This is a genomic window from Gordonia sp. N1V (assembly GCF_029269935.1).
GTDB classification, from domain to species: domain Bacteria; phylum Actinomycetota; class Actinomycetes; order Mycobacteriales; family Mycobacteriaceae; genus Gordonia; species Gordonia polyisoprenivorans.
This window is the reverse complement of sequence record NZ_JARJDD010000023.1, coordinates 24,043-44,444: the sequence shown is the minus strand read 5'-3', so window position 1 is coordinate 44,444 and position 20,402 is coordinate 24,043. Positions and strand designations below refer to the sequence as shown.

General features: G+C 64.8%; 22 protein-coding genes. 12 read left to right on the top strand and 10 right to left on the bottom strand.

Going from position 1 to position 20,402, the window contains the following annotated elements:
- Window positions 1-244 precede the first annotated feature (244 nt).
- The 3 genes from P3L18_RS23105 to P3L18_RS23095 all read left to right on the top strand — a co-directional run bounded on the left by P3L18_RS23105 (window position 245) and on the right by P3L18_RS23095 (window position 2,033).
- Complete coding sequence (locus P3L18_RS23105) at window positions 245-832, top strand: TetR/AcrR family transcriptional regulator (RefSeq protein WP_346348447.1); 588 nt, start codon at window positions 245-247, stop codon at window positions 830-832.
- A gap of 81 nt (window positions 833-913) precedes the next feature.
- On the top strand, window positions 914-1,342 hold the full coding sequence (locus P3L18_RS23100) for a PPOX class F420-dependent oxidoreductase (RefSeq protein ID WP_079931960.1): 429 nt from the start codon (window positions 914-916) through the stop codon (window positions 1,340-1,342).
- Between the two features lie 313 nt (window positions 1,343-1,655).
- The gene (locus P3L18_RS23095; protein ID WP_026920447.1) at window positions 1,656-2,033 is read left to right on the top strand and encodes an Lsr2 family protein; all 378 of its coding nucleotides are present in this window, start codon (window positions 1,656-1,658) and stop codon (window positions 2,031-2,033) included.
- A 100-nt stretch (window positions 2,034-2,133) separates the two neighbouring features.
- On the opposite strand, the gene P3L18_RS23090 is transcribed toward P3L18_RS23095, so the two are convergent.
- Window positions 2,134-2,682: a DUF1990 domain-containing protein gene (locus tag P3L18_RS23090; RefSeq protein ID WP_108772678.1), complete on the bottom strand. Its 549-nt coding sequence runs from the start codon at window positions 2,680-2,682 to the stop codon at window positions 2,134-2,136.
- Between the two features lie 232 nt (window positions 2,683-2,914).
- On the opposite strand from P3L18_RS23090, the gene P3L18_RS23085 reads away from it, so the two are divergent.
- From P3L18_RS23085 to P3L18_RS23060, 6 genes are all read left to right on the top strand, one after another.
- Entirely contained in the window at window positions 2,915-3,133 is a 219-nt protein-coding gene (locus tag P3L18_RS23085) for a hypothetical protein (RefSeq protein WP_006368601.1), read from the top strand.
- A gap of 237 nt (window positions 3,134-3,370) precedes the next feature.
- The gene (gene sigM / locus P3L18_RS23080; protein WP_006368602.1) at window positions 3,371-3,964 is read left to right on the top strand and encodes an RNA polymerase sigma factor SigM; all 594 of its coding nucleotides are present in this window, start codon (window positions 3,371-3,373) and stop codon (window positions 3,962-3,964) included.
- Between the two features lie 127 nt (window positions 3,965-4,091).
- The gene (locus P3L18_RS23075) at window positions 4,092-4,850 is read left to right on the top strand and encodes a hypothetical protein (protein WP_276115348.1); all 759 of its coding nucleotides are present in this window, start codon (window positions 4,092-4,094) and stop codon (window positions 4,848-4,850) included.
- 165 nt (window positions 4,851-5,015) lie between these two features.
- Window positions 5,016-6,011: a thioredoxin-disulfide reductase gene (gene trxB, locus P3L18_RS23070; protein WP_276115347.1), complete on the top strand. Its 996-nt coding sequence runs from the start codon at window positions 5,016-5,018 to the stop codon at window positions 6,009-6,011.
- A gap of 67 nt (window positions 6,012-6,078) precedes the next feature.
- Window positions 6,079-6,417 (top strand): thioredoxin, encoded by a 339-nt coding sequence (gene trxA, locus P3L18_RS23065; protein WP_006368605.1) that lies wholly within the window; start codon window positions 6,079-6,081, stop codon window positions 6,415-6,417.
- Window positions 6,418-6,629: 212 nt separating this feature from the next.
- Complete coding sequence (locus P3L18_RS23060; protein ID WP_276115346.1) at window positions 6,630-7,790, top strand: N-acetylmuramoyl-L-alanine amidase; 1,161 nt, start codon at window positions 6,630-6,632, stop codon at window positions 7,788-7,790.
- 44 nt (window positions 7,791-7,834) lie between these two features.
- On the opposite strand, the gene P3L18_RS23055 is transcribed toward P3L18_RS23060, so the two are convergent.
- The 9 genes from P3L18_RS23055 to rpmH form a co-directional block, all read right to left on the bottom strand.
- Window positions 7,835-8,692, bottom strand: a complete 858-nt coding sequence (locus P3L18_RS23055) for a hypothetical protein (RefSeq protein WP_276115345.1) — start codon at window positions 8,690-8,692, stop codon at window positions 7,835-7,837.
- A gap of 164 nt (window positions 8,693-8,856) precedes the next feature.
- Complete coding sequence (locus P3L18_RS23050; protein WP_014362114.1) at window positions 8,857-9,948, bottom strand: ParB/RepB/Spo0J family partition protein; 1,092 nt, start codon at window positions 9,946-9,948, stop codon at window positions 8,857-8,859.
- A 70-nt stretch (window positions 9,949-10,018) separates the two neighbouring features.
- On the bottom strand, window positions 10,019-10,900 hold the full coding sequence (locus P3L18_RS23045; RefSeq protein WP_006368609.1) for a ParA family protein: 882 nt from the start codon (window positions 10,898-10,900) through the stop codon (window positions 10,019-10,021).
- Window positions 10,901-11,110: 210 nt separating this feature from the next.
- The gene (rsmG, locus tag P3L18_RS23040; RefSeq protein WP_276115375.1) at window positions 11,111-11,761 is read right to left on the bottom strand and encodes a 16S rRNA (guanine(527)-N(7))-methyltransferase RsmG; all 651 of its coding nucleotides are present in this window, start codon (window positions 11,759-11,761) and stop codon (window positions 11,111-11,113) included.
- A 313-nt stretch (window positions 11,762-12,074) separates the two neighbouring features.
- Window positions 12,075-12,731 carry a R3H domain-containing nucleic acid-binding protein gene (locus P3L18_RS23035; protein WP_276115344.1) on the bottom strand — a complete coding sequence of 219 codons (657 nt, stop codon included), beginning with the start codon at window positions 12,729-12,731 and terminating at the stop codon, window positions 12,075-12,077.
- An 88-nt stretch (window positions 12,732-12,819) separates the two neighbouring features.
- A complete protein-coding gene (gene yidC / locus P3L18_RS23030) occupies window positions 12,820-14,175 on the bottom strand; it encodes a membrane protein insertase YidC (RefSeq protein WP_276115343.1) in 1,356 nt (451 codons plus the stop codon).
- Between the two features lie 3 nt (window positions 14,176-14,178).
- Window positions 14,179-14,661, bottom strand: a complete 483-nt coding sequence (yidD, locus tag P3L18_RS23025; RefSeq protein ID WP_006368613.1) for a membrane protein insertion efficiency factor YidD — start codon at window positions 14,659-14,661, stop codon at window positions 14,179-14,181.
- Window positions 14,658-15,095, bottom strand: coding sequence for a ribonuclease P protein component (gene rnpA / locus P3L18_RS23020; protein ID WP_079931970.1), 438 nt, complete (start codon window positions 15,093-15,095; stop codon window positions 14,658-14,660). Before rnpA ends, yidD begins: the two co-directional genes overlap by 4 nt.
- A gap of 55 nt (window positions 15,096-15,150) precedes the next feature.
- Entirely contained in the window at window positions 15,151-15,294 is a 144-nt protein-coding gene (gene rpmH / locus P3L18_RS23015; RefSeq protein ID WP_006368615.1) for a 50S ribosomal protein L34, read from the bottom strand.
- 625 nt (window positions 15,295-15,919) lie between these two features.
- On the opposite strand from rpmH, the gene dnaA reads away from it, so the two are divergent.
- From dnaA to gnd, 3 genes are all read left to right on the top strand, one after another.
- On the top strand, window positions 15,920-17,590 hold the full coding sequence (dnaA, locus tag P3L18_RS23010) for a chromosomal replication initiator protein DnaA (protein ID WP_006368616.1): 1,671 nt from the start codon (window positions 15,920-15,922) through the stop codon (window positions 17,588-17,590).
- Window positions 17,591-18,173: 583 nt separating this feature from the next.
- On the top strand, window positions 18,174-19,364 hold the full coding sequence (gene dnaN, locus P3L18_RS23005; RefSeq protein WP_006368617.1) for a DNA polymerase III subunit beta: 1,191 nt from the start codon (window positions 18,174-18,176) through the stop codon (window positions 19,362-19,364).
- Window positions 19,365-19,468: 104 nt separating this feature from the next.
- Window positions 19,469-20,401, top strand: coding sequence for a phosphogluconate dehydrogenase (NAD(+)-dependent, decarboxylating) (gnd, locus tag P3L18_RS23000; protein WP_006368618.1), 933 nt, complete (start codon window positions 19,469-19,471; stop codon window positions 20,399-20,401).
- Window position 20,402: the final 1 nt, after the last annotated feature.

The following is a 20,402-nucleotide window of genomic DNA, read 5'->3' as shown; positions in this document are numbered from 1 at the left end:
AGTCTCGTGTCAGATCTGTGTGTGACACGATAGCGTGTCAGATGACGGGTTGTCCACGGTGCCGTCGGATCGCACACGCCGAAAGGGGAGAGCATTGCCATCCCGGGAGCAGCGCTCTTCCATTGAGCCCGAGTCCGCTGAGCCCGAGTCCGCGGAGCCCGAGTCCGGGGAGGGGCGCCGGTACGGGGGCGCAGAGGCCGACGAGCGACGCGCCCGCCGGCGACGAGCCTTCATCGACGCCGGTTTGCAGCTGTTCGGGGAACTCGGCTACCCCGTGGTGACCGTCAAACGTCTCTGCGACGAGGCCGGTCTGACCCAGCGCTACTTCTACGAGTCGTTCGCCGACCGTCCCGCATTGCTGATCGCCGTGTACGAGCACTGCGTCGAGGTCACCCGAACCGCGACCGTGGGTGCCGCCGCGGAATATCTCCTCGACCCGGCAGGCGTCGCGCCCGACGCCGTGCGCGCAGCGGCCCGTGACACCCTCGGGGCGTTCCTCGCAACGTTGACAGGTGATCCGCGACGCGCACGCGTGATGCTCGTCGAGGTCGTCGGAGTGGATCCGACGGTGGAGTCGACTCGCCTACGAGCCATCCACAACTGGGCGAGTCTCATTCTCGCGCTGGCGATGGGGGAGCGCGAGGTGTCGCCGGCACAACACCTCGCCGCGGTCGGACTCGTCGGCGCGGTCACGCAATTGCTCGTCGATTGGTATTTCACGAATGTCGCGCCCGATCCCGTGGATATCGGCGCTGAACCCACCGACCTCGACGTCGTGCTCGACGTCTGTGTCGATATGTTCGGTGCCACCTACGATCAGCTCATGCGCTGAGAAGGTTCGGCGTCATCTTTTCCTTTCGCTCGCCGGACCGTCGGCGCTGAATTTCGTCGCACGGTCGGCCATGATGGGGTGATGGCACACACCGAACTCGACGACCGGGTTGTCGCATTTCTCACCGAGGGCACGCGTACCGGAAAGGTGGCATTCGTCTCCACGTCCGGACGAGCGCTCGTCGCGCCCATCTGGTTCATCGTGGATGACGGTGTCCTCGTGTTCAATACCGGGGCAGACACCGCAAAAGGGCGTGCGCTCAGCCGTGATCGGCGACTCACAATACTTGTCGACGACGAGCGTCCGCCCTTCTCGTTCGTTCAGGTCCAGGGCACCGCGGAGATCGGTGAGGATCCCGCCGATCTCCTCGATACCGCAACACGTATCGCTGCCCGATATATGGGGCCGGATCTCGCCGACACGTACGGCAGGCGTAACGCGGTACCCGGCGAGCTCGTCGTCCGCCTCACGCCCACCAAGGTGAATGCGGTATTCGACATCGCCGACTGATCGCGGGACCGAATCTCTCGCCGGCGATTCGGTAGGGCACCACATAGTCGCCGATTTTCTTGCCCTGCGCGGGAAATACGATGGGGCTCGTTTCGCTGAGAGCGTTCCAGAGTTGTCGAAAATTGTTGCACTGCAAGCTCATTGAAATACCGGGGATAATTTCGCGGATATCCGCGCCACCGGGCCGAGACGCCCGATTGACGCTGCTGCCGGCGTCGGGCGAGGGTTGCCGTCCGACGCCGTCGGCGTCCCTGCACGTGGCCAGTGCACACATATGCGACGTCTGGCCCGCGGCGTGCGTTATTCTCGTGGCGTGGCTAAAAGACAAGTTGTGTCGTTCATAGATGACCTCGACGGCCGTGAACTCGATATCGACGATGCTCACACCATTTCGTGGTCGTGGTCGGGCGTCGATTACCAGATCGATGTGTCGTCGGCGAATCTCGACAAGATCGAGAACGGTCGGGTTCCGGTCGCCAAACTACTCGAGGTGTCGACCCGGGTCGGTGGCCGTAAGCAGTCGACCGCGCCGAAGGTCAGTACCCCCGCGGCGAGCTCGGAATCGTCGTCGAGTTCAGCACGTCCGTCCACCAAGGTGATTCGCGAGTGGGCGCAGGAAGCGGGTTACGAGGTGCCGCTGCGTGGCCGACTCCCGAAGGAAATCCTCGAGGCTTACGACGCGGCAAACTGACCTGCACCCCAAATCCCACGATTATCGAACTGACCCGGTACCTGATTCGCGACGTCGACCGACGTCGGGGTACCGGGTCTTTTCCTATGGTGGATACCCGTCACGCCTGTAATGCGCGGCCGTATCGCCGGGTGATCGCATCCTGGAGCGCGGCGGCCACAGGTCGGCCGAGCCTGGTCATGAGGGTGGCCGGCCTCGAAAAGGCGTTGATCGACAACTGAACCGACTCGTCGGACATCAGACGCAGTTCGAATCGTTCCTCACCCATTTCCGGGTGCCCGGGCAGCGTCCCGTAGGTGAACCCGGCCATGTCCTCATCGGACTCCACCGCGACGATAGCCACGGGTGCCCGCACAGCATTCACCCTCCCGATCCGTAGGCCCAATATCGCCACCGCATCGTCGGTGATGGTGGGATGCGACGCGGCGACCGCGATATTCGCGCGCAGTTGGATCTGCCAGGACAGCATGGCCTCACGCGCCACTTCGAAATGATCACGGCCGCTGCCCAGTTGCGTCCGCAGGCGGACGTGTCGATAGCCGGTGGGTGTCACTCCGGTCGTCTCGCCGACCTCCGAATAGGTGAATTCTTCGGCGCGCAGCCGTCGTACTTCGACATCGTCGAGGAGGCGCAGCCGGGCGCGGGACACCTCCTGACTGTAGCCCCAAACGGTGTGAAAGCGCTGGCGCACAGCGATTTCCGGGAGCGTGCGGCGTGTGTGTCGTGGACGCCGCATGGCCGCTCCGGGACCGGACTCGGCGTGGTGATCTTGCTCACGTCTATGCAAATGAAGTAGTGAAGCCCGACTATCTGATATTAAATCTCCGTCGGAGTGCGCGACCGGGCAACGGGCTTGATCCGCGCTCTGGGGGGAGCACACCATGCGGACTTTCTTTCTCTACCGTCACATCGACGTATCCGGGGTGACCGGCACCGGTGTGGTCGCCGAGGGCGTCGAATTCACCGACGGAAGTGTGGCGATCCACTGGGTGGCCGGCGAACACCGCTCGACCGCGGTGTGGGGCGGGATCGCCGATGTCGAGGCGGTTCATGGTCATGACGGTGCGTCAACGATCCAATGGACAACGCCGGCCGGGTAGCGATCTCGAGTGCGTCTCCGCGCAGGTTCGGCTGCGCCGCAGGCACTTCCGTCGGTTGTGCAGCAGGTGAATCAAGTCGATGACATCGACATTCGATGACACCGCCTGCGGTGCGGCACTCGGTCGCGGGGCCCGAGGAACCTCGATTGATCCAGGTCTCCCCACCGTCGGTGCGGTTGTCCACAAGCACCGCACCACGACTATCCCGGCACACCCGCGCCCACTACGCTCGATCCCATGTCCGGGGGGACCCACTCGCCACAGGGCGACACACGCAGCGACGAGCAACTGCTCGCCGCGCACACCCATGGCGATCCCACCGCCTTCACCACACTCATCACCCGACACCACACCTACCTGTGGAATGTCGCCCTGCGCACCACCCGAGACCCCGACGATGCCGCCGACGCCCTGCAGGAGGCACTGTTGTCGGCTCACCGCACCGCAGGCTCTTTTCGCGCCGAGGCACGTGTATCGAGCTGGTTGCATCGCATCGTGGTCAACGCTTCGCTGGATCGACTGCGGCGCAACGCGGCTCGCCGCACTGTGCCGCTACCGGAGTTCGACACCGCGATTCTCACCGATCACACCGACGACTATCAGCGCGTCGACCTGACCGAGACGATCTCTCGAGCGCTCGACGAATTGCCGTCCGGTCAGCGGGCGGCGGTCCTCGCACTCGACGTCGAGGGTTACTCCATCTCGGAGGCGGCGCAGTTGCTCGGCGTGCCCGAGGGCACGATCAAGAGTCGGAGTTCGCGCGGACGGCTGCGCCTGGCCAAACTGCTCGGTCATCTCCGTCACGAGTCACTGCAGGACGAGTCGGAGTGAGGCCGGGCGTGAACTTTGTCTCGAACGCCATGGAACCCCTGGAGGTCCTGCTGCGTCCAACTATTCGTGGGTCCCATCACGACCGGGTTCCCACCGGGTACAGCGACACGACACGAGGGGAGCGCGGATGACCGACGATGACCTGCGCTCTGCAGGATCACCGCGCTTTCCGGATCCACCGTATTCCGTGGATCTGCTGACCGATCTCGATGCCGGCGTACTCGAACCCGATGTCGCCGCGCACATCCGTTCCCGACTTGCCGACGACTCCGGAGCTCGGGAGGTTCTCGCGGCATTGGAGGGTCTGCGCGTCGATCTGCGCGATCTTCCGGTGCCCGAGCAGCCCGTTCCCGAGTGGGTCGACGCGCGCACACAGCAAACGCTCGCCCGAATCGCCGCCGAGGTCGGCAGCGGAAGTGACGTCACACCGCTCGCGCGCCGACGGCCGCTGCGCTCGGCCCCGCAGGCGGTGGCTCTGCTCTCGGTGGCCGCAGCCGTCCTCGTTGCCGTCATCGTGGGTGTCGTCCTGGTCAGCCATTCGGCCCGTACCGGCGCTCCGTCGAACCAGGCCGATGGCACCCCCGCGAGTTCGTCCGTTGTGCCCACCGTCGCCGCACCGGGTGCCGCAGCAGCGCTGTCGGTGCTCGGCCGGACCGACGGTGCACCATTCGCCTCCACAGCCGCATTACGCCGGTGCACCGCTGCAAACGGTGTCGCTGCCGAGACACCGGTGCTGGGGTCGGGACCGGTAATGGTCAACGGTGTCCGCCAGGTGGTGATCCTGCTCGCCACCGGGACGGCCGGGCGGTTCCTGGCGCTCGTGGTCGGCCCCGAGTGTGATTCCCGCAATCCGGCCACGATCTCCCGCACGATCATCGGGGGATGATCCCGCCGAGAACGCCCGGGTATATCGTTCGTCAACCATGCAGCCGAATCGTCCGATCGCGCGTCGTGGGGCCGACGCGTCGGGGAACATGTCCGCATACCCTTGTGTTGAATGCCAGGTACGTGCGGCTCACCGGGCCGGCGCGTCGATGACACGGAGGACGAATTGACCCAGTCAGACAACCAGCAGATCCACGAGCTGATCATCGTCGGATCCGGGCCTGCCGGTTACACCGCGGCGGTGTATGCGGCTCGCGCCGAACTCGCCCCGCTCGTCTTCGAGGGAACTCAGTTCGGCGGCGCTCTGATGACGACCACAGAGGTGGAGAACTTCCCGGGGTTCCAGAACGGCATCCAGGGTCCGGCACTGATGGACGAGATGCGCGAGCAGGCGATCCGCTTCGGCGCCGACCTCCGCATGGAGGACGTCGATGAGCTCCGGCTCGACGGCGACATCAAGGAGGTCGTGGCTTCCGGTGAGACCCACCGCGCCCGCGCGGTCATCCTCGCGATGGGTGCCGCTGCGCGGTACCTCGGTATCGACGGTGAGCAAGAGTTGCTCGGCCGCGGCGTCTCGGCCTGCGCGACCTGCGACGGCTTCTTCTTCAAGGACCAGGACATCGCGGTCATCGGCGGCGGTGACTCGGCAATGGAAGAGGCCACGTTCCTCACCAAGTTCGCGCGTTCGGTAACCCTGATCCACCGCCGGGAGGAGTTCCGGGCCTCGCGCATCATGCTCGATCGCGCCCGCAACAACGACAAGATCCGGTTCGTCACCAACGCGGCGGTCAAGTCCGTCATCGGTGACGGGTCGGTCACGGGTCTCGAACTGATCGACACCCGCAGTGGCGACACCCAGACAGTGGACGTGACCGGCATGTTCGTCGCCATCGGCCACGACCCGCGTAGCGAACTCGTCCGCGGCCAGGTCGACCTCGATTCCGACGGATACGTCCAGGTCCAGGGCCGGACCACCTATACATCGCTGCCCGGTGTCTTCGCCGCGGGCGATCTCGTCGACCACACCTATCGGCAGGCCATCACCGCGGCGGGCAGCGGATGCGCTGCGGCGATCGACGCCGAGCGGTGGTTGGCCGAACAGGGCGACATCGACCCCACCCCGGTCGAGGCCGACGTGCTGGTCGTCGACGCACACAGCTGACCCGGCCGCACCGGCCACCCGAGCCCGAGCCTCATCAACCCCAGACTCATCACAGGAGGACATCACCATGGGAGCAAATACCGTCGCCGTCACCGACGCCACGTTCAAGGACGCCGTACTCGGCTCCGACAAGCCGGTGCTCGTCGACTTCTGGGCCACCTGGTGCGGACCGTGCCGCATGGTGGCACCGGTTCTCGAGGAGATCGCCGACGCACACAGCGACAAGCTGACCGTCGCGAAACTCGACGTCGACGCGAACCCGGCGACGGCGCGTGATTTCCAGATCATGTCGATCCCGACGTTGATCCTGTTCGAGAACGGACAGCCCACCAAGACCATCGTCGGCGCCAAGGGCAAAGCCGCATTGTTGCGCGAGCTCGATTCGGTGGTCGGCACCAACGCCTGACATCGTTGGAGATGGCATAACGACAGGCACGGTCACCGACGTTCGGGCTGGTGACGGTGCCTGTCGCTACATTGTGACCTGATCCGGTTTGGCCCACATCGGTCGAACTGAAAGAATGCTCGTGGTTCTGCCGAGTGCGTTTCCGTGAGTACCGGCGTCGAATCGCGATCCGCACGGACACTGATTGTTCGTCGCGACCAAGGAGTCTGAAGATGCCACAATTCCGACTGGGTGATCAGGGCTCGGCAGTCGCCGAAATCCGTTCGATCCTCGCCGGACAGGGTCTTCTCAGCACAACTCGCGGACGACACGCCGCCGACGCCGACACGCCGGGTGACACTTTCGACGCCGACACCGACCAGGCGGTGCGGGCCTTCCAGCAGCGGCGCGGCCTCATCGTCGACGGAATCGTCGGACCCGCGACCTACCGCGCGCTGCGCGAGGCCTCCTATCAACTCGGCGCACGTGTGCTCGCGTTCCGCTTCTCGGCGCCGATGGTCGGCGACGACGTCGCACAGCTGCAGAACCGCCTACAGAACCTCGGCTACTACACCGCGCTGGTCGACGGTGTCTTCGGCGAGACAACCCACAACGCTGTCTGTCTCTATCAGAGCGAATACGGGCTCTTCGCCGACGGAATCTGCGGGCCCGCCACCCTGCGTTCTCTCGAACGCCTTGGTACCCGGGTGACCGGTGGGTCGCCTCTCGCCATCCGCGAAGAAGAGCACGTCCGTCGTTCGGGTCCCCGATTGTCCGGCAAGCGCATCGTGATCGATCCGGGATCCGGTGGGCTGCATGACCTTTCGACCGGTGATCTCGCCGACACGGAAAGTCGCCTACTGTGGGATCTCGCTGCCCGCCTCGAAGGCCGGATGGCGGCCGCCGGCATGGAGACCTTTTTGTCACATGACGGCAGGGGACGGCCCACCGATGAGGAGCGCGCCCGGGTCGCGAACATGATCGACGCCGATGTCATGATCTCCCTCCGCGTCGGGCATTACCCGAACTCGGCCGCGAACGGCGTGGCGGCCTTCTACTTCGGTAACAGCCACGGATCGTTCTCCACAATCGGCCGCAACCTGGCCGGCTTCGTCCAACGCGAGGTCGCCGCACGGACCCCGTTGACGGACTGCCGCACTCACGAACGCACGTGGGAGCTGTTGCGGCTCACCAGGATGCCGGTCATCATTCTCGACGTCGGCTACATCACCAACCCCGACGACGCTCGGGTCCTCGAGGACGCCGACTACCGCAACGTCATTGCGGAGGCGATCCTCGTCGCGGTCAAGCGACTGTATCTGCTAGGCGACGACGATCGACCCACGGGGACCTACACCTTTGCCGATCTTCTTGCCGCCGAAGAGATCTCCTGATCCGACGCGGTAAATCACCGCGCCACTTAGCTTTTCGTAGCAGTCTAGAGTCGGCGTCCTACCGGGGCGAAGGTTCGTTCCCGTCCCGTCATGTCGATCGCCGCCATCACGACCAGTTTCTCCAGAGCTCCCTCGACCTCCGACTTCCACCCCAGACCTTCATCGAGCTCCAACCGCAGCCGGGGGAAGCGGGCGTGAGATGCAACGACATCGAATCCCGATGCTTTCAGGAAGGCGGCGTCGAGTAGACATCGAGTGCACAGATCGGGCTGCGGGTTGTCGAGGATTTCACGCGCGACGCTGACGATCTCCTCATCCGACCATTCACTGATGTCGCGCATTCCCGGAGTCGCATCAGGCGTCGGGTTCCGGCGGGCCGTGCCGGATCCAGCACCGTCCGGTCCGCCGCCACGAACCAATCCGAATGCCTCGACCGCGCGAACACCGCGACGCATGAGGTCGACGAGCACCGCATCGAGTAGGGGAGTGGCCACCTCCTCATAACCGGGCTCCACCTGGATGGAGGTGAGGAGAATGGCGTCGGCGCTGACCGGCGACGTCGGGAACAACCGAGATCGTGGGACACGGCCGGGCGGTGCATAGAAGGCTGTGCCGACGATGACTCCGGTCGCCGGATCGGTGGCGAGCTGACCGCACGCACCCCACTCCAAGAGCACCGAGGAGATCCAGGCTTCCTTGTCGAACTCGCTCTCGAACGGAGCGCGGGCCACGCCACGACCGACGATCTCGCCGCGACCTACCACCTCGGTATGCCCCGCGGACTCGGGTTGATCCAGCGGGCCGGCCATGCTGGGGTCGACCTCCCAGAAGACACACCGACGCGCATGCGGAGGTAGTGACTCGAACGACTCGAGAGTCAGCCGCGAGACCACCGGTTCCATGTCAGCTCATCCGTCCCATCGCCACATTGCCGTCGGAAGCCGCAGTCACACCGAAACCGATTGTGCTGTAACGATATTCGATGTTCATCGTTCCGCGTTCACGTTGTTGCGTCACAGTGACGTTACTCCCGAGGGTGGTTGGTCGTGGAAAATCGTCGGCGAAATCACTTACCCGGATCGATCACTCCAACGATTCGCTGGAGGTCGTCCACCGAACCGAACTCGACGACGATCTTGCCTTTTCGCTTACCCAAACTGACCGTGACGCGAGTGTCCAGACGATCCGACAGGCGTTCGGCAAGGTCTTGGAGGCCGGGCATCTGCATCGGTTTGCGCTTGGAGGTCGGCGAGGGGGCCGTCGATCCGCCGTCACGGTTCTCGAGAGTGACCGCTTCTTCGGTCGCACGGACCGACAGTCCCTCGGCGACGATGCGCGCCGCCAACGCCTCCTGAGCATCACTTCCGGTCTCGAGAGACAACAGCGCGCGCGCATGTCCGGCGGACAGGACCCCGGCCGCGACACGTCGCTGGACCGGAATGGGTAGCTTCAGCAGCCTGATCATGTTGGTGATCACCGGGCGCGAGCGACCGAGTCGGGCGGCCAACTCCTCATGTGTCACGTCGAACTCTTCGAGGAGTTGTTGATACGCGGCCGCCTCTTCGAGCGGATTCAGCTGCGCGCGGTGAATGTTCTCCAGGAGTGCGTCGCGGAGCATGTCACCGTCGGGCGTCTCCCGAACGATCGCCGGGATCGCATCGAGGCCGGCCTCTTGACTGGCTCGCCACCGACGTTCGCCCATGACGATCTGGAACTCGACACCGTCGGCGGTGGGAGCGGGCAACTTGCGAACCACGATCGGCTGCATGAGACCGAACTCGCGGATCGAATGAATCAACTCGTTCAGCGCATCCTCGTCGAAGACGGTCCGCGGCTGATGCGGGTTCGGCTGAATGAGCTTCGGTGGGATCTCCCGGTACACCGCGCCGACCTCATCGGGTGTGCCGATCGGAGCCGGGGGAGTGGATGCACCTGGCGCGCCGGCACCGTTGGCTGTGGCCGCAGCGGTCTTCTGGCTCGGTGCGCCTGCCGATGACGCTGCCGAACCCCCACCGTTTCCGGTGCCGATCACGACGTCGGCTGCGGCAGCTCCGAGCTTCGGAGCGGTCGGGTCCTCGTCGGTGGGACCGGTCGGGATCAATGCCGCCAAACCGCGGCCGAGTCCACCACGTCGGTGTGCGGTCTCTTTCTGACTCACTGGATTCCTCTCGGGCAAGGCGGGCTGACACTCTCGGGTGACATTCGGTATCAGGCGGTATCAGGCGGTATCAGGGCACGGGCGCCGTGTCGGCGCGCATAGCGAGTTCTCGGGCAGCGTCGAGGTAACTCATTGATCCACGTGAACCCGGGTCGTATTCGATGATCGTCATCCCGTATCCGGGTGCCTCGGAGACCTTGACGCTTCGAGGGATGATCGTGGACAAGACTTTCTCGCCGAAGTGTCGGCGGACTTCCTCGGCCACCTGGTCGGCAAGCTTTGTGCGTCCGTCGTACATGGTGAGGAGGATCGTGGACACGTGGAGCTCTTTGTTGAGATGTGCCTGGACCAACTCGATGTTGCGGAGCAACTGCCCGACACCTTCAAGCGCGTAGTACTCACATTGGATGGGGATGAGCACCTCGCGCGCCGCGACCATCGCGTTGACGGTCAGCAGACCGAGTGACGGCGGGCAGTCGATGAAGACATAGTCGAAGCCGAACTCCGCCATCGCCTCGTCGTTCAACGCATTCCGAAGGCGGTTTTCACGTGCGACGAGAGAAACCAACTCGATCTCGGCACCGGCAAGGTCAAGCGTTGCGGGGACACAGTAGAGGTTCTCGTTGCTCGGACTCTGTTTGATCGCCTCGCGGACCCCGACTTCTCCGAGGAGCAGTTCGTACACCGAGGCAATGTCGGGCGCACGATGATCGATTCCGAGCGCGGTACTGGCGTTGCCCTGAGGATCGAGATCGACGACAAGGACACGGAGGCCGTGGACAGCCAGTCCCGCTGCAAGGTTGACGGCTGTCGTCGTCTTGCCGACGCCACCCTTCTGGTTGGCAACCGTCAGGACGCGGGTCTCCCGCGGGCGGGGTAGTCGCCCAGCCGCACCGGGTGTCAGCACCTGGCTGGCTCGGGCGGCCGCGGCGGCGATAGGTGTGTCGTCCAACGATGCCTCCAAGGCCGTCGAAGTAGTGGGAGAGATGATGCGAGGGTCCGAGGCGCTCTTGCTTGGGGAGACGGTTTCACGTGAAACGTTGCGATCTTGCTGGACCACGCGGGGACTCCTTCGACCGACCAATGGGGTGTCATCACCAGAGATCTCCGAGCCACTTGATGACGCTCTTCTATTCTGCGCCCTGCGACCGATCCGCACCAATTACCTCCCTGACCCACGAGAGTCCGATCGGCTACGCCGATCAACCCGCTTCTTCTTGGATGACTGCGACCCGCTGACACGATCATTTCGGACGCCCACAACAACCGTAGTCGGCGGTTCGATCGCGCCGACACCACACTGTTGTACCTCGAGATCAATCAGCCCTCGGCGCGATGCAGCCATGCGGTCCCGCTCGATCTCGTCGGACGCTGTCGATCCCTTGATCGCCACCAGCCGCCCGCCGGGTCGAATCAGTGGAGCAGACCACGAAGCCAAACGGTCCAGTGGCGCGACCGCACGCGACGTCACCACATCGGCGAGCCCTACCTCAGCTCGCACGGCTCGCTCCTCGGCGCGACCTCTGACGACCGTGACGTCCAGCCCGAGAGATGCGACGACCTCTTCCAGGAATGTTGTTCGTCGTAGGAGGGGCTCTACGAGCGTGATGCGGAGATCGGGTCGTGCCAAGGCCAGTGGGATGCCCGGCAAGCCGGCGCCGCTACCAATGTCGATGACGTACTCCCCGTCGGCGATGACCTCACCGAGTACCCCACAATTGACGATATGGCGATCCCATAGGCGCGGTACTTCCCGCGGCCCGATGAGGCCACGCGTAATGCCATCGGTCGCGAGCATCTCGCGATACCGCATCGCCAGTTCCAGCCGCTCCTCGAACACCGCATGGGCCGATGGGGGAGGGGAGGAGTCCGCACCGTCGTCGTGCACGGCACTGCCGCTCTCATGTTTCACGTGAAACGCGATCCTTCCGTTTGTCTTCCCCACGCAACATGTTCCACGTGAAACATGGACCTCGCCGCGGAGAACATCACAGCATCAGGAATTACAGATGTGTAATTAGCAGTGCCAGAAATGACGAAGTCCCGGCGCTAAACCGGGACTTCGTCACTACCGACCTCATGGTCGACTTCATGGCACCGAGCATGCCGCGTGCAGCGGCTGATCGTCAGTCGACCTTGATGACGACGACCTTACGCTTGGGTTCAACGCCCTCACTCTCGCTGATGACGCCATCCACAGCCGCGACGGCGTCATGCACAATCTTCCGCTCGAACGGGGTCATCGGATCCAGCGCTTCACGGCCGCCACTGTCGCGGACTCGCTCGGCCACCTCGGTGCCGAGACGCGCCAGCCGATCGCGGCGGTCGGCACGCCACCGTGCGATGTCGAGCATGAGCCGGCTACGGTCGCCGGTCACCTGCTGGACCGCGAGACGCGTCAGCTCCTGCAGCGCGTCGAGAACCTCACCCTTGCGGCCGACGAGCTTCGCGAGATCGTCGCCACCGTCGATGCTCACCACCGCGCGGTCCCCGTCGACGTCGAGATCGATGTCGCCGTCGAAGTCCAACACGTCCAGGAGCTGCTCGAGATAATCGCCGGCGATCTCGCCCTCTTCGAAGAGACGGTCGCCGTCGTCCTCAGCACCGTCGTCCTCAGCACCGTCGTCCTCAGCACCGGTCTCTTCCGACTCGGCGACCTCAGGTTCCGCAACTCCGGACTCGTTGACGTCCGACTCGGTCACAGGAGATTCAGTCTCAGAAGACTCGGTCACTTCGGGTTCCGTCACATCTGATTCGCCGTGCGTCGCGGTCTCAGCTGTCATCTCGGTTCCACCTTCTTACTCGTACTTGCGATGTCTGGCGCGGTCGCCGGTATGACCCGGCCCGCGATGGGGGAGTACTACAAACGGTTCAGCGCCGGCCGCCCTTGCGGCCGCCTCGCTTTCCGCCCTTCTTCGACCCCTGATTCTTCGGCCTGGCTCCCGACCCTCCGGAAGTCTGCGCCGCAGGTTTCTGTCCCGGCTTCGGCTTGGCGGGTGCGGACCCATTCCCGTTCCCCGTGGAACCGGACGACCCAGAACCAGACGCCCCAGAACCGGACGCGCCTGCCGCCTCGGACTCAGTCGCGGCCGCGGATGTCGAGGCGTCAGCTTTCGAGTCCTCAGGTTTCGAGCCACTCGCCTTCGCACTGCCGGCCCCACCGATCCCGAGGGCCTTGGTGAGTCGATCCATCAGCGATGCGTTCTTGGTGCTCTCCGCCGAGTTGTCGGAAGCCTCTTCCGCACCGTCGGCTTTCTCGAGGTCCACACCGTTCTCCGACCCCTGGCCGTCACCGAGTTTCTTGGTGCGGTCCGGTTTGACCCCGGGTTTGGGAGCGTTGGCCTTCAACTTCTCTTGCTTGGCCAGTCGGGCCTCTTCTTCTTCCCTGGCGATACGACCGAAGACGAGGTGCTGCTGCCCGTAGGTCCAGACGTTGTTGCTCATCCAGTACAGGAGGATCGCGACGGGGAAGAATGCGCCGGTGACCAAGATGCCGAGCGGGAAGATGTACAGCGCGAGCATGTTCATCATCCGGGTTTGCGGATTCTCGAGCGCGGCCTCGGGCTGACGTGCGACCGACGCCCGGGAGTTCATGTGGGTCGCGATGGACGCGATGATCATCATCGGGATGACCACGATGGCGATGTCGACTCGCGTGAAGTCAATCGGCTGCCCCGGCTGGACGAACGCCGCCCACTCGGTCTTCGGCTCGGAGATGAACGACGACAGCGGCACCCCGAACAGGCGAGCGTCGAGGAAGTTCTGCACCTGGTCGACGTTGAAGATGTAGTTGCCGACCGACCGTGTTTCCTCGGGCGACATGCCGAGCTGACCCATTCCGTGCGCGGTGCGGTTGAACGACCGCAGCACATGGAACAGGCCGATGAACACGGGGACCTGCAGCAGCATCGGGAGGCAGCCGAGCAGGGGATTGAACCCGTGCTCCTTTTGCAGCTTCTGCATCTCCTCGGTCATCTTGACCCGATCCTTGGCATACTTCTTGCGGATCGCCTGCAGCTGTGGGTTGATCTCCTGCATCTTCTTCGTGGTGCGGATCTGCTTCACGAAGGGCTTGTAGAGAATCGCACGCAGGGTGAACACGAGGAACACCACCGACAGTGCCCAGGCGACGCCGTTACCGCCGGGAGAGTCCGGCGTGATGAAGTCGAACAGCCAGTGCCAGAACCACATGATCGCGGATACCGGCCAATAGATGAAGTTCAGCACGGGTCAGCTATCCCTCACTTCCATAGATGCGCGTACGCCGTCGTCGGCGATGCGATACGACGTTTCCGCCGCGTCCGATTGAGAAAGGTCGTCCGATTGAGAAAGGTCTCCGTGAGCGACGTCGCTCTGCGCGCCATCACGCCGCGTCACCTGCGAGGGCACCGGCGGATGGCGGAATCCTCGATCGGGGACAGGGTCATAGCCGGGCTTGTGCCACGGTCCGCACTTGAGCAGCCGGATCACCGCCAGCGCACCGCCGTGGAAGAACCCGTGTCGGGTCAACGCCTCGACCGCATATGCCGAGCAGGTCGGCTCGAACCGACATGTCGGCAGTCGCAGGGGCGACACCCAGGTGCGATACAGCTCGATGACAAAGATCAGCGCGCGCCGCGGGAACAGATGGATCCATCGCATGACCCGCGTTGACCGCGAGTCCTCGATGGCGGTGGGCGTGCAGCAGTGGGGGAGGGGCTCGACATCGGTCATGCCGACACCCCGGCGCCGGCCACGTCGACCCCTGCGGAACGCGCTGCAAGCTGGCGAACACGCTTACGTCCCATCACTTCTCGCAGCTGATCGGCCAGTTCGTCACTGGAGCGATGTGCGGCGCCCGGGAGGGCGCGGACGACGACGAAGGTCTCGGTGGCCGGAACCCGCCCGCGGACATCGCGGAAGGCGGCGCGCAGCCGACGGGCCACTCGATGCCGAACCACTGCGGGGCCGACGGACTTGCTGACGATCAGCCCCAGCCAGGGCCCGCCGGACATCGCCACCTGGGTACGACGTCCCGACGGGTCCGGCCAGACCGACGGCACCACGGCGACGCTGACCACAAGATCACGCGTCGAGGTCCGCACACCGCGTTTCAGCGTGCGGGAGAAGTCGGATCCACGAGAGATCCCATGTTGGGCCGACATCATCGAACAACACGAAGCCGGCCGGACTTGTGGTCACGACCGGCAGCGCAAGTCGAGATCAGGCCGTGAGCTTCGCGCGGCCCTTGCTGCGACGGCTGTTGACGATGGCACGACCCGCACGGGTGCGCATACGCAGCCGGAAGCCGTGCACGCGTGCGCGACGACGATTGTTGGGCTGGAAAGTCCGCTTTCCCTTGGCCACGGTGACTCCTTGTGCTCGGTGACATGGGCACGCCGATGGCTCGCGTTCCCACATCCTGTGGTGGTCTCTGCTTATCCTGACGCGGTGCCGGACTAGTGCCGGGGTGGTGGCGCCCCCCGCACCGACGCCGAGTGCTCGACGACGCTGCTGATGACGTGATCCACCGCAAATCCGCAACCTGGATGACCAGTCGAGAGTACGGGAGTGAACCCGGCCAAATCAAACGAGCACCGATCGTGCAGGCCAGCCCGACGCGTTCCCCCGATCGGAGGATCGACCGCTCGTTTCCTTTGTCGGCGCCCGATCAGGTCTGTTACGGTTTCGCCAGGCACGTCCCATTGACGCCAGTCACATCCCACTGACGCCAGTCACGTCCCACTGACGGTATGCGGTGACCACGACCCGCAGCGCCGATCTTCCATCTCCTTTTATTCACAGATGTGGATAAGTGTGTGGACAAGTCCGCCCGACCCCGCCAAGGTGGTATCCGTCCACCCCCGACCGACCCCCGCCGATGCTGGTAGTTTCGTCGGAGGCGGAAGCCGGTAGGGCACGCCGCCGGCCTTCGCAGCAGTGATGAAGAGCAGGCGTCGGTGGTGAGCAGGCGTCGAGCAGGAGGGTCAGTGTGACATCGGATCGCGACTCCTTCGGCGAGGTCTGGAAGCAGGTTGTTGCCGAACTCAACGATGACGCCGCCCATCATGAGCCTCTCAGCCGTCAGCAGAAGGCCTGGCTGTCCCTCGTTCAGCCACTGACGCTGGCCGAGGGATTCGCCCTGCTGGCCGTGCCGACACCACTGGTTCAGGAACAGATCGAACGCAATCTGCGCGACACGATCCGCACCACGTTGAGTCGTCATCTCGGCCAGCCCGTGGACCTCGGGGTGCGGACCGCCACGCCCGCGCCACTCGAGGAGACACCCGACCCGGCAACCACCGATTCGGTCGGCTCCGGTGCCTCCACCAATCCGATTCCCTTGTCTCACACGGCATTCGACGAATCCGGGCCCGGCCGCCCGATCGATCCGTCGGCGCCCGGTCGCCCGTCCCCCGACGGATCGGGACCGTTGGCGGGACAGGGTTTCGCGGGCCGCGAGCACCGAGCACCGTCCGATTCGTTCCCGCACCCGACTCCGACCGGCGCCGGCTACTCCGGCGCAACCGATTCCTCCGGTCCGGGCGCGCCGAACGCGACCCCCGGCGCCGAGTGGTCCTCGTATTTCGCCGAGCGACCCACCACCTCCACCGCCTCCGCATCGGGAACGCCGGTCAGTCTGAACCCGAAGTACACCTTCGACACCTTCGTGATCGGCGCGTCGAATCGATTCGCGCACGCCTCGGCCGTCGCCGTCGCCGAGGCGCCCGCACGCGCCTACAACCCGTTGTTCATCTGGGGCGAGTCGGGGCTGGGCAAGACCCACCTGCTCCATGCCGCGGGCCACTACGCCCAGCGTCTGTTCCCGGGCATGCGGGTCAAGTACGTCTCCACCGAAGAATTCACCAACGACTTCATCAACTCCCTGCGTGACGATCGGCGGGTCGCGTTCAAACGCCGCTACCGAGATGTCGACGTCCTCCTCGTCGACGACATCCAGTTCCTGATCGGCAAGGAAGGTATCCAGGAGGAGTTCTTCCACACCTTCAACACGCTGCACAACACCAGCAAGCAGATCGTCATCTCCTCCGATCGCCCGCCGAAACAGCTTGCGACACTCGAGGATCGGCTCCGCACTCGATTCGAGTGGGGCCTGATCACCGATGTGCAGCCGCCGGACCTGGAGACCCGGATCGCGATCCTTCGGAAGAAGGCCCAGATGGACAACATCGCGGTCCCCGACGATGTGCTCGAGCTCATCGCGTCGAAGATCGAACGCAACATCCGCGAGCTCGAGGGTGCTCTCATCCGGGTCACCGCATTCGCGTCGCTGAACAACACCGAGCTCGACAAATCCCTGGCCGACGTCGTGCTGCAGGCGTTGCTGCCCAACTCCGGCACCATCGAGATCAGCGCCGCCGGCATCCTCGCCATCACCGCCGAGTACTTCGACATCTCCGTCGACGAACTCCGCGGCCCCGGCAAGACCCGAGCGATCGCCCAGGCCCGGCAGATCTCGATGTACCTGTGCCGCGAGCTCACCGACCTCTCCCTGCCCAAGATCGGTGAGACCTTCGACCGCGACCACACCACGGTCATGTACGCCGAACGCAAGATCCGCAAGGAGATGGCCGAGCGGCGCAAGGTCTACGACCACGTGCAGGAACTCACCGCCCGCATCAAGCAGCGCGCCGACCGCTGACCCGGTTGGGCACGGGTCACCGACCCCGCTGGCATCAACTCTCAACTCACACGCGAGCCTTCTGTGGTTCCGACGCGCCGTCCTCACCCACGGATCTCCGAGCTCTCGACGCCGGAAATCCGTGCCCGCCGCCCTGTGGATGGACCTTGGGATCGAGCCCGCAGATATGTGCATCGAAGGTGGACAGGAATCGAACAACACTCGTCATCCACATCAACCGCGCCGCACCTCCACGGCTCATCCCACGACTGTGCACACCCCGATCAGGCACATGGCCTGCTCAAACACCACGATCTCCACAGGATCCACAGCTCCTATGACTATTGTTGATCTCTCTTTCAAGAAATCTCTTTTGAAGAAGGATGTGTGTACACACCCACTCCGGGGTCGGCGTGGAGATCGCCGATTCGCGGCGTGGCGACTTGACCCCAACCGCCCACCCGCACGCGTCGGCGTTCTAGAGTGGGAATTCCCGATTCGCACCGAGCGCGTGCCCACACGCCGCTTGAGCGCATCCATGCCGGCCCGCACACCGACCCCGCACAGCAACCAAGGCAGACGAGAGAAGGGCGCATCCCCAGTTATGAAGTTTCGTGTCGCGCGCGACGAGTTCTCCGATTCGGTTGCCTGGGTCGCCCGAAGCCTGCCGTCCCGTCCGCCGGTGCCGGTGCTCGGCTGCGTCGTTCTCGAGGCTCCTGACGAGACCGGATCCGACGCCAACGCCGGTCTGACGATTTCTGGTTTCGACTACGAGGTCTCCGCGCAGGAATCGATCGCCGCCGAGATCGCCGAACCGGGCAAGGTCCTCGTATCGGGACGCCTGCTCGCCGACATCACGCGGGCGCTGCCCAACAAGCCGGTCGATGTCACGCTCGACGGATCCCGGGTGGCCATCGCCTGTGGCAGCGCGAAGTTCTCGCTGCCGACGATGCCGGTCGAGGATTACCCGCAGCTGCCCGACGTGCCCGCGATCACCGGCTCCATCCCGGCCGACCGGTTCGCCGAGGCCGTGTCGCAGGTGGCAATCGCCGCCGGCCGCGACGACACGCTGCCGATGCTGACCGGTGTGCGCGTCGAGATCGAGGGCAACACCGTCGTCCTCGCCGCCACGGACCGCTTCCGGTTGGCCGTGCGTGAACTCGAGTGGGATCCGGCCCAGCCCGACGTCAGTGGAGCGGTCCTCGTGCCCGCCAAGACTTTGTCGGAGAGCGCGAAGACGGCAGGCGCCGAGGGCACCGGGGCTGTTCGACTCGCGTTCGGATCCGGCGATGCCATCGGCTCGGAAGGCATCCTTGGCATTCTCGGCGAGTCGAAGCAGACCACGACGCGCCTGCTCGACGCCGAGTTCCCCAAGTTCCGTCAGCTGCTGCCGGCCGCTCACACCGCCGTCGCGACCGTCGAGAGCGCTCCCCTGATCGAGGCGATCAAGCGTGTGGCACTGGTGGCCGAGCGCGGAGCTCAGGTGCGGATGGAATTCACCGAGGGATCGGTGCTACTCACCGCCGGCGGCGACGAGGCGGGCAAGGCCGAGGAAGAGCTTCCCGTCGAGTTCCGTGGTGAGCCGCTGACGATCGCGTTCAACCCCGGCTATCTGCAGGACGGGTTGTCGGCGATCAACGCCAAGTCCGTCGATTTCGGGTTCACCACACCCAGTCGCCCGGCGGTGCTGCGGGTGTCGACCGGAGATGAGCCGGTCGCCGACGAGTCCGGTGCCTTCGTCGCTCCCGACAGCGCCTTCAGCTATCTGCTCATGCCGGTCCGCCTGCCGGGCTGAGCCGGTTCGCCTCTCCGGCGAAGATGTTCCACCCCGAAGACGTTCCTACACAACTGTTTCCACATCAGAAGCGGATCGCCACCACCACCTTCGAGAGGATCGCGATGCAGCTGGGACTTGTCGGTCTGGGGAAGATGGGTGCCAACATGCGCACCCGTATCGTCGGCGCCGGGCATGAGGTGATCGGCTACGACCCGCGTCCCGAGGTCTCCGACGTCAAGACCCTCGCCGATCTGGTCGGCGCACTCGATGCGCCCCGCGTGATCTGGGTGATGGTGCCCTCCGGCGATCCGACGCGCACCACCGTGGCCTCACTGGCCGAGGAGTTGTCGGCCGGTGACATCGTCATCGACGGTGGCAACTCGCGCTACACCGACGACTTCGAGCACGCAAAACTGTTGCAAGCCAAGGGAATCGGATATATCGACTGTGGTGTGTCCGGCGGCGTGTGGGGCTTGGAGAACGGCTACGGTCTGATGGCCGGCGGTGCCGACGCCGATGTCGCACGCGTCATGCCGATCTTCGACGCGCTGCGGCCCGAGGGCGAACGCGCCGACGGCTTCGTGCACGCCGGGCCGGTGGGTGCCGGTCATTACGCGAAGATGGTGCACAACGGTATCGAGTACGGCCTGATGCACGCCTACGGCGAGGGTTACGAGCTGCTCTCGGCCGAACCCCTGATCACCGACGTCGAAGGCACCCTGCGGGCCTGGACCCATGGCACGGTGATCCGCTCGTGGTTGCTCGACCTGCTGGTGCGCGCGCTGCAGGAGGATCCGGGGCTGGCAGAGATCTCGGATTACACCACCGATTCGGGCGAGGGTCGCTGGACCGTCGAGGAGGCCATCCGGCACTCGGTTCCGGCCAACGTCATCTCGGCCGCGCTGTTCGCCCGGTTCGCCTCCCGCCAGGACGGGTCGCCGGCCCTCAAGGCCGTCTCGGCACTGCGAAATCAGTTCGGCGGGCACGCTGTTCGCGACACCACGGGCCGCTCGGTGGGGGAGACCGGCTCGCCGCCGGACACCTCGGCGGGCTAGC